Genomic DNA, 13,757 nt, shown 5'->3' on the forward strand with positions numbered 1-13,757 from the left:
ACTCCTATTCCCTTTGTTTATTTATAATTTAATACGTAGTGCAGAATTGCTTTTTGAATGTGGAGACGGTTTTGCGCCTCTTCGAAAACGACTGAATGAGGTCCATCGATAATGGATGTCGTCACTTCTTCTTCCCGATGAGCAGGTAAGCAATGCATAAAGATATAATCGGATTTTGCAAAAGAACAAAGTGTTTCATTCACTTGAAAAGCTGCAAATGTTTGTAAGCGTTCTTGTTGTTGTTCTTCTTGCCCCATACTTGCCCATACATCTGTGACAATTACATCCGCATCTACCACTGCTTGCGTTGGATCATTCGTAATCGTAATCGTTGCACCTGTTTGCTTCGCTTCCTGTAATACTTCTTGCATAATAGTTTTATTAGGTTCATAGCCAGGTGGCGTAGCAATCGCAAGCTCCATCCCTACTTTCGCGGCTGCTTCGATAAAGGAATGAGCCATATTATTTCCGTCCCCGATATAAGCCACTTTCACGTTCGATAAATCGCCTTTATATTCCTCGATAGTTAGCAAATCCGCCATTACTTGCGTTGGATGGTGCTCATCCGTTAGTCCGTTGATGACCGGAATATCAGCAGAAGCTGCAAAACGCTCAATTATTTCGTGTCCATACGTACGAATCATAAGTACATCAACGTATTGAGAAAGAACCTTTGCCGTATCTTCTATCGATTCTCCGCGACCTAGCTGCAAGTCATCTGATTTCAAATGAATCGCATCTCCTCCAAGCTGCAGCATTCCCGCTTCAAACGAAACACGTGTACGAGTAGAAGACTTCTCGAAAATCATCCCTAGAATTTTTCCCTTTAAATCTTGTTGGATGATGCCGCTTTTTTGCATCGCTTTTAACTCGTGGGCTTTAGCTAATACGTGCTTGATTTCCTTTTGTGACCAACTACCAATGGTCAAAAAATGCTTTTTATTAGACGTTACCGCTACTTGCATTTGATTCACTCCTTTTCACGAAATCGTAGGTATAGACGCATGTAATTCACTTACAGTTGATACAGTTAAATCCTGTTGTTCTAGTACATACGAAAGGTATGCTAACGTATCCGGGTGAGTAAAGGTTGTTACTCGATATTTCGTAGCCAATGCCCTTAATTGAAAACCGAAACGTTCCTTCTTTCGACCTTGAGATGGTGTACACCAAACTGCTTGGAAAAGGTTCTCCTTCATCATGTTTTCTATTTTGGCTATATGCTTAGGTACCACCTTAGCCTCTATGCCATGATTTTGTAGAAATGCAGCTGTGTTCGGTGTTGCATAAAATTGGATCCCTATTTGATGTAACTGCTTTATAACGCTAAGAGATGCTTGCTTATGGTCATTACTTATGGAACAAAAGATGGGGCTGTTTGGAATTAATGAGAGTTGATATAACGCCTTTTGCATCGCTTCTGATACGCTAGTTCCAACTCCTAACCCTTCTCCTGTCGATTTCATTTCTGGACCTAGAGCGTGATCAACGAGGGGCAGCTTATTCCCTGAAAAAGTAGGTGCTTTCACACTGTAAAATGGAACTTCTGGCATTAAATCTATTCCATAAGCTGAATCCGTTAACGATACACCTAGTTGGGCGTTGACCGCTAACTCCATGATGGGGACTTTCGTTACTTTGCTCATCATTGGTACGGTTCTCGAAGAACGAGGATTGACTTCTAACACATAGACCGTATGACCTTCGATGACAAACTGAATATTAATAAGCCCTTTGGCTCCAATCGCTTGTGCTATTTGCTTTGTATAGTCAACGATGGTTGTTTGTTGTTGCTGCGAAAGAGTAACAGCTGGATAAATAGCTATACTATCCCCTGAATGAACGCCAGCACGCTCCATATGTTCCATAATACCGGGTATCAGCACGTTTTCTCCGTCACAAATAGCATCCACTTCACATTCTTTTCCTGCTTTATACTCATCCATAATAAGGGGCCACATTTGGGTATAGCTCGCTTGCCAACTCTGCGCGTGTGCCATCAGCTCGGCTTCGGAATGAAAGATGAACATCGATTGACCGCCTATTACATTAGAAGGACGAACAATAACTGGAAATTGTATTTTTTTTGCGGCTCTTAATATCTGCTGAGCATTCTTTGCTGTTTCACCATGAATAAATGGAATGTGAAGCCTTTTTAACAAATGAAAGAATGAGTCCCTGTTTTCTACTGCTTCAATTCCTTCTAGTGTTGTACCGAGCAAATTCACACCATGCTGCTTTAGTCCATTTGCGAGATTAATAGCTGTTTGCCCGCCAAACTGAATGAGTACGTGCTTTATTTGTTCTTTATCAATAACAGCCAATACGTCTTCTAACGCTAATGGTTCGAAATAAAGCCGATCTGCTACTGTGTAATCTGTACTTACCGTTTCAGGGTTGTTGTTCATGACAATGGCTGTATAACCTGCTTGCTTTAGAGCCAAGGTAGCGTGCACAGAGCAGTAATCAAATTCTACTCCTTGACCTATTCGAATGGGTCCTGATCCGATGACTAATACTTTCTTTCCAATACTTCCTTCTACTTCATCATAGCCATTCCAAGTAGAATAATAGTAAGGGGTGACAGCGGCAAATTCTCCTGCACATGTATCCACCTGTTTATAAGCGATGCGCAAATCGTTTGCATAACATATCGCACGCATATCCTTTAGTTCTATGCCATAACAATGAGCTATAAAAGCTTCACTAACGTTGTACCTTTTTGCTTGTGTTAATAATGATTTGGACAATTCTGTTTGTTGACGAAACAGACGTTCCAAATGTACAATGGCTGCAATTTTTGTTAAAAACCAATGGTCGACGTTCGTTATTTCATGCATTTGTTCGACCGAATAACCTCTCTCTAATGCCTCACCTACTAGAAACAGACGTTCATCTGTCGGGTGCTGAATACAATGGACTAAATCCTCTTCCGATAAAGCTTGATAACGATTCGATGTAATGCTATATTGATTCGTTTCCAAGGAGCGAATAGCTTTATTTAAGGCGCCTTCAAAAGAACGATCTATTGCCATGACTTCTCCAGTTGCTTTCATTTGGGTTCCTAGATGACGATCACCTTCTGGGAATTTATCAAATGGAAATCGTGGCATTTTTACAACTACATAGTCCAAGGCGGGTTCAAAGGCTGCATACGTTTTCTCTGTAATAGGGTTAGGGATTTCATCCAAGTGATAACCAATCGCACATTTCGTCGCCATACGTGCTATCGGATAACCGGTTGCTTTAGACGCTAAGGCAGACGAACGACTAACGCGAGGATTGACTTCAATCACGTTATACGTATCGGAATATGGATCAAGTCCAAACTGAATGTTACATCCGCCAACAATACCTAACGCTTGAATCGTTTTAATAGAAGCATTGCGTAGCAGCTTATATTGTTCACCTGTTAAGGTTTGTGATGGGGCAACGACAATCGAATCCCCTGTATGAATGCCTACTGGGTCGACGTTTTCCATATTGCACACAATAATTGTCGTCCCATTGCGGTCACGCATGACTTCATATTCGATTTCCTTCCAACCAAGCATACTTTTTTCTACGAGTATTTGGTTGACTGGGCTAAGCTGAAGCCCTCGTCTAGCAATCTCTTGCAGCTCTTGGTCACTGTATGCAACACCGCCACCTTCTCCTCCAAGCGTATAAGCTGGTCGAACAATGACCGGATAGCAGGTGGTAGAAGCAAACCGCATCGCTTCTTCTACCGTGGTTACAATTGCCGATTCAGGTATTGGCTCTCCTATGTCTAACATTAACTGACGGAATAATTGCCGGTCTTCCCCTTGCTTAATAGCATGTAGCGGTGTACCTAACACTTCCACATCATAAGCAGCAAGAATCCCCTTTTCGGCTAATTCCATCGTCAAGTTCAAGCCAGTTTGCCCACCTAATGTTCCTATGATGCCATCTGGGCGCTCTTTCGCTATAATTTTCTCCACAACCTGTACTGTGGGCGGCTCCATATATACACGATTAGCAATCATTTCATCTGTCATCATTGTGGCGGGATTATTATTCACTAGCACTACTTCTATGCCATCTTCTTTTAATGCAAGGCAAGCCTGCGTTCCGGAATAATCAAACTCTGCTCCTTGACCAATTTGAATAGGGCCTGATCCGATAATCAATACTTTTTGCAAATCATTACGTAGTGGCATACGCGCATTCTCCTACTTCTTGAATAAATTGTGCAAACATATGCGATGTATCCAACGGCTCAGCATGCGCTTCAGGATGGAACTGTACCGAGAAAATTGGCAACGTGTGATGCTTCATCCCCTCAAGAGAGCCGTCGTTCACATTAATGTATATTGGTTGAAATGGTGTATGATTTATACTTTCAAGCTTCACTTCATAGCCGTGATTTTGAGAAGTCATATACACCTTACCTGTTGATAGATGCTTAACCGGATGATTCACGCCGCGATGGCCAAATGTTAATTTATTCGTTGGCGCTCCATAGGCAAGCGCTAACAATTGATGACCGAGACAAATGCCGAAGCTTGGATAGGTTGAACTAATTTGTTTAATGTATGGAAGCTGAGCTTGTAACGCTTCAGGATTGCCAGGACCGTTACTAAATAGCACTCCATCCGGGTTTAACTCTTTTACTTCCTCAGGCGAGATGTCGTATGGTACAACCGTCACCTTACAATCAAAGGATTGCAAATAGCGTAAGAGGGAACGCTTATACCCGTAATCGATTAACACGATATGCGGTCCTTTACCGTCATAAGTAATCGCACTTTTCACAGAAACAATAGGCACATAATTGTCATGCTTATGCTCCTGCCAATGAATAGCATCCGGTAATTGCTGTACAATCTTTCCTTTCATCTCACCGCTTTCTCGTATCTCCTTTACAAGTATTCGAGTGTCCACTCCACGAATACCTGTAATGCCTTTACTTGCTAGAAACTCAGAATACGACTGAACCGATTGATAGTGGCTCGGATTTTCATCGCTTTCTCCAAGGACAACTCCGGATACATAAAGGGGGGACTTTCCTCACTTACATCATTTACTCCACAGTTACCAATTAACGGATAACTAAAGATGATAATTTGCCCTGCATAAGAGGGGTCTGTTGTGATCTCCTGGTACCCCGTCATGCTTGTGTTAAACACAACCTCTCCTGCTGCTGAAGAAGGATGACCAATAAGCTCCCCTTCCATCACCGTGCCATTTTCTAAAACTAAGTAACCAACCTTACCCAATTGAATCCCCCCTTTTATGCTTGCTATTAATTTCGTTATGAATCATTATACATACAAGCGAATTAATATACAATACAAAATAACGATTTCTCGCAAATTTTTATTTTTCATAAGCCTTAACACTACTTCCGAATAGGTGGAACGAATACAATATACACATTCATGCATATGCAAGAATAGTGATCGAACAAAGAATAAATGATTTGTCTCGTAAATCTGTTATGCTTACATGAGAAGAATAAGGAGGAGGTAATCGGATGCAAAGATTATCTAGTCAAACCTTTCACTCTATACGTGAACAGTTGCTACTTACTGCCCGACCACTGGAAAGGGCGATTTTTTGCTATGAATTTGAAGATGGAAAAGAAGAAACGGTTTTAGAGGCATTACAAACCTATCAAAATGACGATGGTGGCTTCGGAAATGGGCTAGAACCCGACTTCCAACTTCCAGATTCCTCACCAATGGCTACTTCTGTTGCAATGCAGCATTTAATTCGCTACGCTGATCATCCATTGGCACAAAACATGATTAAACGTGCGATTTCCTACTTAGAATCTACTTTCGATGAAGAAAGACGAGGATGGTTCGCCGTCCCGCCACAAGTGAATGAATATCCGCACGCCTTTTGGTGGACCGTTCGCGATAACGGCCAATCTTGGATCGATGACAACTGGGGCAATCCTAGTGCAGAGCTTATCGGATACTTACACCTGTTCGAACATGAAGTACAGAATTTACACGTTCCAAAGTTAATTGATCAAGCATTAACCCACTTCCTGCAACTCGAATCATTTGACGCTCACGAAACGTATTGCTACCTGCGCCTGTTGGCAATGGTTCCGAACCAACGCACCGACAAAGTAGAGAAACAATTAACGAAAGCTGTACAATCTGTTGTGAAATTAGATAGAGAAAACTGGGAAAAATACGTCCCGTTTCCTTTAAAATTTATTGCAACACCAGAAGGTAACCACTTTGGCCTACCAGCATTTAAAGTAGAAGACAACCTTGACTTTTTTGTAGAGAAGCTTGAAGAACAAAGCTGTATCTCCCCAACCTGGGCATGGACAGACTACTTAGCCACATGGGAAAAAGCTAAAAAAGAATGGACAGGTATTCTGACATTAGGAACACTGCTATCATTACGTACATTCAACCGCTTAGATACCGAACAATAAACACTAGAACCCTCTTCGAATAAGCTCCTCGAAGGGGGTTCTTATTGCTAATACAAGCATTGGAATAGGTGGCACGAAAAAAACCTGGCTCTCCCGCCAGGTTTTCCTTATGAAACTATTTGATAATTTTTATGATTTACTACCGTGCGTTCATGTTCTAATTCTAGTTGTTCGAAATTATCCATAATGGTTAAGTCTACAATTACGGAATTTTGACAGGAGCTTGGTAGTACTTTTCCTTCCAATACGATCCCATCTCGCTCAAATTGAACGATATCACCGAAATGTGCTTGATTTTGATCTGGATTTACTTTACCCAAATTTGAAACCCCTCTCCAATGATTTCGTGCATTATATATATACGAGGAAAAATCGACATTTGTTTCCGTTTTTTTTGCATAAAAATTATAATTCTCATAGTTCTGTGTTTATTCGCCATACTATTAGGGAGGCTTACATACGGAGTGATAGAAAATGGCTACTATTATGCTTTCGGTTATATTTGCGATGGTTAGTGTGTTTATGCTTTGTTTGTTGGTAATTGTCTTTTTTTGGCGACCTTTAATGCGGAGGATTGTTAAACAGGTCGGACATATCATCTTAACGGACAGTTATCAAGAAAATATTATGGAGCTACTGCCTGGGGTGCGTCATATGGGTGTACAGAATATTTTGGAGAATAGTTTACGGTCTGAGACTGGTGATGTGTTGCATCGTCCCCTTGGCTCTGCAAAGCAAAAATGGCCTCACTTTGAATCGTTAACGTTTATTCCAGCCCAAACGAGTCCTTTTCCGGTTGATAGCGAAGAGCAAGTAGATGTTTCTGTAACCATTGGTCCAAATGCAAAGAAACCGTTGAAGATTTCCATCCCTATCATGATTAGTGGAATGGCGTATGGCGTGGCTTTAAGTGAAGAAGTAAGAATGGCTCTTACTACTGCTAGTAAAAAGGTTGATACTGCGATTAATTCTGGAGAAGGTGGGATTTTACCAGAAGAATTAGAGCAAGCAGGAAAATACATTTTACAATTTTCCAAAACTCCTTGGGCTAAAGAAGAAGAAACGATTAAACGGGCGGATATGATTGAAATTAAGTGTGGCCAAGGGGCATTAACTGCTATGGGAACAAAAATTTCTCCAAATAATTTAACAGGGCGTGCGCGGGAGGTCTTTGGTTTAGAAGAGGGCGAAGATGCAATTATTTATGAGCATTTCTTTGATAATCAAACATTAGATGATATGAAACAGTTAGTAGATGAGTTACGTAGCCTTTCTGGCGGTGTTCCCATTGGGGTGAAAATCGGGGCTGGCGGGAATTTAGAGCAGGATTTAGATCATTTTATTCAGATGGGAGTTGATTTCATTACAATAGATGGTGGTCAAGCTGCGACACATAGTGCCCCTCCCATACTTAGTGATGATTTCGGAATACCTACACTACACGCTATTGTTCGAGCGACGAACTATTTAACGCAACAAGGAAAAAAAGAGCAAATTAGCCTTATTGCTGCTGGGGGACTAATGACACCTGGTGATTTCTTGAAAGCTATAGCATTAGGAGCCGATGCTGTCTATGTCGGTTCCGCCATTCTATTTACTGTTGCTCACGGTCAAGTATTAAATGCACTGCCCTTTGAACCTCCGACACAAATCGTTTGGAATGATGGTAAGTTTAAGGACCAATTTGATACGAATGAAGGAGCTGATTCAGCCGAGAAATTCCTACTAGCTTGTACGGAAGAAATGAAAATGGGTTTGCGAGCTATGGGGAAGCGATCTCTAAGTGAACTATCTAGAAAGGACATTGTTTCTTATGATCAAACAACGGCCAAGATGATCGGCATCCCCTTTACATTTGAGCCGCGAGAAAAAGAGGAGCAATCATCAACAGAGAAAGGTTGATAAAGTCTTTCCACTTCATGCATAAGTTTGAAATTTTTCGAGACACTGTAAGAGAAATGATATTTATTGATGTGAGGTGAAGGGATTTGGATACTGTTGAACTGGCTAGAGCCTTATTTGGTACGACGCTCGGCTTTCATATCATTTATGCAACTATCGGTGTTGGCGTACCTGTTATGATCCTTATTGCGGAAGTGATGTACCTCATTACGAAAGATAAAGATTACATGCTCCTTGCCCGAAGATGGACGAAAGGCTTTGCAATTCTATTAGCTGTTTCTATTGCTTCAGGAACCATCGTCGGTGTAATGTTATCGTTATTATTCCCTGGTTTCATGGAAATTGTAGGACAGGTGATTGCCTTACCTTTCGTTATTGAAATATTCGCTTTCTTAATTGAAGCAGTATTTATGTCGATTTATCTCTATGCTGCGGACCGGCTACCACCTTGGTTGCGACTTGTCAGCATTGCGTCTGTCGCTATTGGGGCAACCGCTTCAGCCGTTTTAATTACGGATGCTCACGCCTGGATGAATACACCTGCTGGCTTTGAACTAAATGAAAATGGACAAGTGACGAACGTCAACCCTATCGCTGCCTTTTTTAATCCTAGCTTTTTAGTAACGGCTTTACATGTTACTTTGTCCGCCTACATGACGGTGGCTTTTCTCATTGGGTCAATCTCAGCAATTCGTTTGTTGCGTACGAATGTTAACAAGCGAGAACGCACATACCATCGAAAAAGTTTAACAATAGCGATTTATGTTGGAGCAATTATGTCTTTAGCAACAGCAATGAATGGACACGCTACAGCACAAATGATCTATGAGTACAATCCACGCAAACTTGCAGCTGCGGAAGGCTTGTTCGAAACAACAACACACGCGCCTTTATCTATAGGAGGATGGACTTCCCGCGAGGATCAAGAAGTTAAATATGCAATAGAAATCCCTTATGCCTTAAGCTTCTTAGCAGGAGATCGTTTCGACACAGAAGTAAAAGGACTCAATGAATTTCCTGAAGAGCTTTGGCCCCCACTTTTCGTTCATATCCTCTTCAATATTATGGTCGGAATTGGAACCTTACTTATACTCTTATCCTGCATTGCTTTGTTGTGGCGATGGATTCGAAAAAAACCTTTACCCAATTGGTTGCTAGCTTTGTATGTGGCGGCTGGACCTTTAGCAATGATCGCCATTGAGGCAGGCTGGTGCTTTAGTTGCATTGGACGGCAGCCTTATACCATCGTCAACGTTCTCACTACAACAGAGGCAGCTACTAAGTCGAACAATGTTGGGTTATTGTTTGTCTTATTTATTACGTTATATGTGATGCTACTTATCTTCTCTATTGGCGTAATGCGTTATTATTTCAAACGGAATCCGGTACAACCTGAACTCACAGAGAAAGAGGTGTAAACATAATGGATGAATCATTTATGGCTGTTACTATTCTATGGAGCTTCCTATTTGTGTACTCCTTGCTCGGATCTCTTGATTTTGGCGCAGGATTTTGGGCAATGATATATGGTAAAAATCAGCATACAAATGCATCGATTATAGCGAATCGCTTTTTATCGCCGACTTGGGAAGTGACCAATGTATTTCTCGTATTATTTGTCGTTACATTGGTTAGCTTCTTTCCATTCGCTACATCCATGCTTGGTACACTTTTACTTGTTCCATTGGGACTTGGGCTTATCCTATTAACTATTCGAACAACTTTCATGGTATTTGCTCATCACGTCCATAAGTTCCACAACACGTTACGAATTACTTCCGGCGTTACAGGTCTTTTAATTCCAGCGATGCTCGTCAGTATTCTCCCGATTACGTTAGGGGGATTTATTGAAATGGAAAACGGCTACCCGCAACTTCTCTATAGCAAATTACTAACAAGTCCGACGACGTATATGCATATTGCTTTCGGTTTAAGTACGGAACTATTTCTTTCTGCATTGTTTTTAAGTGATTATGCGCGTGAAGCGAGCGACCGTACCGCTTACCACACATACCGCAAACACGCCATCTGGCTAGGGCCACTTACATTAGGAATTGCTATTTTAACCATTTTCACGATGCCACCGGAAGCTGCTTGGTTTGTCCAAAATACGCAAGATAACGTACTCCCATTTATTGTGTCGATTGGATTCTTTATTGCAGGCTATTGCTTCCTGTTGTTGAATAAATGGATTCGGGCAAGTGTACTTTGCATCATCCTTCAATATGGTGTAGCAATCTATGCGTATGGCTCAGCTCACTTGCCTTATATCGTCTACCCACACTTAACGATACAACAAGGCTTCACAAATTCGACGATGTTTTACCAATTATTAATTGTGTATGCAATTGGCTTATCGATTTTAGTTCCTGCCTTTATTATGTTCTGGCGATTGTTCTTAAAGGATCGACGGTATGTTAGGCCCGATAATTAATGCCACAAAAAAAAACATGTGTGAGTTATTCACATATGTTTTTTCCTTTGCTTGAGTCATACAATTGTCCAGAAGCAACAGCATCTTATTTTTATTTATCCACGATCTTCTTGCCAATCTTTTTTAAATCGTTCTATTTTCTGTTCTAAATCATGCATCATACGTAGTAATTGCTCCATATCCTCTACGCCAACTGTCTCTGCATCCATGGAACCTACCACTTCTTGAAGCATATGTATTCGATGATGAACATATGTAAGTTGTGACGCACGATTTTCAGACGCTTTCCCCATCGTTTCCGCCTCCTTGTTAAGAATAGCATTCCTTTCTACATACATGATGAAACGTCTACACTAAACCTTTTGCTTGATACCTATCCATTAATTCCTTTACTGGTAATGGCTTAGAGAAGTAATACCCTTGCAAATAATTACATCCAGATGCTTGGAGAAAGTCCACTTCTTGTTTCGTTTCTACACCTTCTACTGTTACTTCTGCTCCTAAATGCTGAGCTAAGCGTATGATGGTTTCTACGATAACTTGTTTCTTATTGTCTTGATCTATATGTTGAACAAACGATCGATCAATTTTCAAATTATCAATAGGAAGCTGCTGTAAATAATTCAATGACGATAGTCCTGTACCAAAGTCATCTAGTGCCACTCGGAATCCAAGCGCTCTTAATTTATGCAAGGCTTGAACTGCTTCATCAATATTTTTCATCACTGACGTCTCTGTAATTTCAATTTCTATCCTTGTTGGGTCAATATCGAATTGAGTCGCCAGCTTCTCCATCATATGCGATACATCACCATATTGAAAGTGTACAGACGATATATTAATAGATAATGATTGAATAATATAGTGCGCTTTATCCCACTCATTCAGTTGTTGAAATGCACTACAAATCACCCATTCTGTAATATCCACAATTAACCCATACTTCTCTGCAACAGGAATAAACTCTGCCGGGGATACATGGCCGAGCTGCTCACTGTTCCACCTTAACAGGGTTTCCGCCTTATTCACTTCAAAAGTCCCCTCCGTAACTAATGGTTGAAAATAAAGCGTAAATTCCTCTCTTTTAATCGCTTGCTTTAGTTCTAGTAAGATTTGATGCTCTCGTTCATTATAATGAATGGCCGGATCATACACTTGTCCGTTGTTTCTCCCTTTCTCTTTGGCAAAATGCAGCGCCCTTTCTGCACAAATAAACAAATCCTCTGTTTGATTCGTGTCAAAAGTAGCTACACTCGCTCCGATTGATATAGTAGGTTGTATCGTAAATTGCCCTTGGGAAAAAGAAATATTGTTAACACTTTCCTGCATCTTCACTAAATAATCCTTCACATTTAATGCTATTTTGGAAGTGTAGCAAACATAGCCAAAACGATTCCCACCAATTCTTGCTACAAAAGCATTTGGACTGCTGCAGCGTTGTAATTTTCCAGCAATTTTCTTCAATAATTCATCTCCAGCACGACGGCCAAATGTTTCGTTAATCCACATAACATGGTCAACATCAAATAGTATACAAATGACAGACAATTTTTCTTCGTGAGCTCTATGTATAATCTCATCATAACGATGGAAAAATGAACTGCGATTCGGTAGAGTTGTTAACCTATCATAGTTACTTAATTTGTCCACACTATCATTCTTTTTCTTCGAAAGCCATACACCAATAGCTAACACGCCTTGTAGCAATAAAGAAAACGTGATTAACACTGGAAAACCTACTTGAATCGTATTGAACTTAATAGCATACATCATCGAAACACTTATGGTTAATAACGTGACACCGACAAAAAAACGATTTATACGATTACCTATTTTCTCTTGCAACAAATGCTCCATTACGATAACAATGGAATAACAACTCATAATCGTAATCATAAATATACACCATGCAATAATATTCACACGCTACCCTCCATATGAGCAAATTAAAGTCGAATATGGATATTACTTAGTACAAATGAATCACTCTCACCTTTTTATCATCGACAATCATCTCCAATTGTTAAGACTTTTCACTATCTTGTAAGAAAAATAGAAACCATTATAGCTCCTTTTTCAAGTGGCTTCCAAAGTAACCTGAGCACCTCTCCAACACATTTATTAAAAGAACTTATTTACAAATAGTAAAAATTCTACTATCCTATATATTGAATAAAAAAACTGCATATCCAATTTGTTGCACTAGGGGAGCTATGTACATGGCTGAGAGGAGATGGTATCCGACCCTTATAACCCGAACTAGATAATACTAGCGTGGGGAAGTGTAGTCGAAACTGCTATTTCATTGGCATCATTTTGCCTTTTTATATTTTAGCCGAAGACTGCATTCCCATAGGGTGCAGTCTTTTTTATATCTTTTTTTCTAGGAGGAAGGAAAGGATGAAGGAAAGGAATTGTACTTCAACAAGACGAGTGGCAAGGTGTTCATTTGCCCTTTACCCGATGACAGATCGTTTTGTTGATATTATTACGGAGGCATTAACGAGTGTCGATACAACGAACGTAGAGATGAAAACAGACGATTTAGGCACTTATGTAGAAGGAGCGATTCAGCACGTATTTGATGTAACAAAAGCACTCTTTCTGCAGGCTGCGAATACGGGGCATCACGTTATATTTAGTGGGACGTTTTCCATTGGCTGCCCTGGTCATGCTCCTCAAGCTGTTTCTGCCAGCACAAATGACGCATGCCTAAACAAAGAAACAAGCAAGCAAATAGAGCAAGAAGTAGCAGCAAGGTTTGCCCTTTACCCATTAGGAGTAAGCGACTATATGCATATTATCTACGAACAAATAGAATTGTTAAACGGACAAGATATGCCTATCACATCTTCCAATGGAACACGATTTGATGGAGATGGGCGCCAACTATTTCGCGCTCTAGAGCTTATTTTCACACAAGTAGAACTAAATCACGGGACGCATACCATATTGACGACCACTATTTCCGCAAACAGTCCCTCACCGAAAGGAGAATAG

The 13,757-nt window shown here is 40.6% G+C and carries 10 protein-coding genes, 1 pseudogene and 1 riboswitch; of the genes and pseudogenes, 5 read left to right on the plus strand and 6 right to left on the minus strand.

Going from position 1 to position 13,757, the window contains the following annotated elements; genetic code table 11:
• Nucleotides 1-17 precede the first annotated feature (17 nt).
• From argF to N784_RS07000, 3 genes and pseudogenes are all read right to left on the minus strand, one after another.
• The gene (gene argF / locus N784_RS06990) at nucleotides 18-965 is read right to left on the minus strand and encodes an ornithine carbamoyltransferase (RefSeq protein WP_036833656.1); all 948 of its coding nucleotides are present in this window, start codon (nucleotides 963-965) and stop codon (nucleotides 18-20) included.
• Between the two features lie 15 nt (nucleotides 966-980).
• Complete coding sequence (gene carB / locus N784_RS06995; RefSeq protein WP_036833658.1) at nucleotides 981-4,181, minus strand: carbamoyl-phosphate synthase (glutamine-hydrolyzing) large subunit; 3,201 nt, start codon at nucleotides 4,179-4,181, stop codon at nucleotides 981-983.
• Nucleotides 4,168-5,198, minus strand: a pseudogene (locus N784_RS07000) (carbamoyl phosphate synthase small subunit). The gene carB and the pseudogene N784_RS07000 overlap by 14 nt, the downstream one beginning before the upstream one ends.
• 299 nt (nucleotides 5,199-5,497) lie before the next feature.
• Between N784_RS07000 and N784_RS07005 the strand changes: the two are divergent.
• Entirely contained in the window at nucleotides 5,498-6,421 is a 924-nt protein-coding gene (locus tag N784_RS07005) for a prenyltransferase/squalene oxidase repeat-containing protein (RefSeq protein ID WP_036833660.1), read from the plus strand.
• 107 nt (nucleotides 6,422-6,528) lie between these two features.
• Here the strand turns inward: N784_RS07005 and N784_RS07010 are convergent, their stop codons facing one another.
• Complete coding sequence (locus tag N784_RS07010; RefSeq protein ID WP_036833661.1) at nucleotides 6,529-6,741, minus strand: YkvS family protein; 213 nt, start codon at nucleotides 6,739-6,741, stop codon at nucleotides 6,529-6,531.
• A gap of 154 nt (nucleotides 6,742-6,895) precedes the next feature.
• Between N784_RS07010 and N784_RS07015 the strand changes: the two genes are divergently transcribed.
• The 3 genes from N784_RS07015 (at nucleotide 6,896) to N784_RS07025 (ending at nucleotide 10,757) form a co-directional block, all read left to right on the plus strand.
• Complete coding sequence (locus tag N784_RS07015) at nucleotides 6,896-8,323, plus strand: FMN-binding glutamate synthase family protein (RefSeq protein ID WP_036833662.1); 1,428 nt, start codon at nucleotides 6,896-6,898, stop codon at nucleotides 8,321-8,323.
• 86 nt (nucleotides 8,324-8,409) lie between these two features.
• The gene (locus tag N784_RS07020; RefSeq protein WP_036833663.1) at nucleotides 8,410-9,741 is read left to right on the plus strand and encodes a cytochrome ubiquinol oxidase subunit I; all 1,332 of its coding nucleotides are present in this window, start codon (nucleotides 8,410-8,412) and stop codon (nucleotides 9,739-9,741) included.
• Nucleotides 9,742-9,746: 5 nt separating this feature from the next.
• Nucleotides 9,747-10,757 carry a cytochrome d ubiquinol oxidase subunit II gene (locus tag N784_RS07025; protein WP_036833665.1) on the plus strand — a complete coding sequence of 337 codons (1,011 nt, stop codon included), beginning with the start codon at nucleotides 9,747-9,749 and terminating at the stop codon, nucleotides 10,755-10,757.
• A 95-nt stretch (nucleotides 10,758-10,852) separates the two neighbouring features.
• Here the strand turns inward: N784_RS07025 and N784_RS07030 are convergent, their stop codons facing one another.
• Both N784_RS07030 and N784_RS07035 read right to left on the minus strand, forming a co-directional pair.
• The gene (locus N784_RS07030) at nucleotides 10,853-11,050 is read right to left on the minus strand and encodes an SE1561 family protein (RefSeq protein ID WP_036833667.1); all 198 of its coding nucleotides are present in this window, start codon (nucleotides 11,048-11,050) and stop codon (nucleotides 10,853-10,855) included.
• 55 nt (nucleotides 11,051-11,105) lie between these two features.
• On the minus strand, nucleotides 11,106-12,680 hold the full coding sequence (locus N784_RS07035; RefSeq protein ID WP_036833669.1) for a putative bifunctional diguanylate cyclase/phosphodiesterase: 1,575 nt from the start codon (nucleotides 12,678-12,680) through the stop codon (nucleotides 11,106-11,108).
• A gap of 271 nt (nucleotides 12,681-12,951) precedes the next feature.
• Nucleotides 12,952-13,055, plus strand: a riboswitch (TPP riboswitch).
• Between the two features lie 102 nt (nucleotides 13,056-13,157).
• On the opposite strand from N784_RS07035, the gene N784_RS07040 reads away from it, so the two are divergent.
• Complete coding sequence (locus tag N784_RS07040) at nucleotides 13,158-13,757, plus strand: YkoF family thiamine/hydroxymethylpyrimidine-binding protein (RefSeq protein WP_036833671.1); 600 nt, start codon at nucleotides 13,158-13,160, stop codon at nucleotides 13,755-13,757.

The organism is Pontibacillus litoralis JSM 072002, assembly GCF_000775615.1.
In the GTDB taxonomy this organism is placed as follows: Bacteria; Bacillota; Bacilli; order Bacillales; family BH030062; genus Pontibacillus; species Pontibacillus litoralis.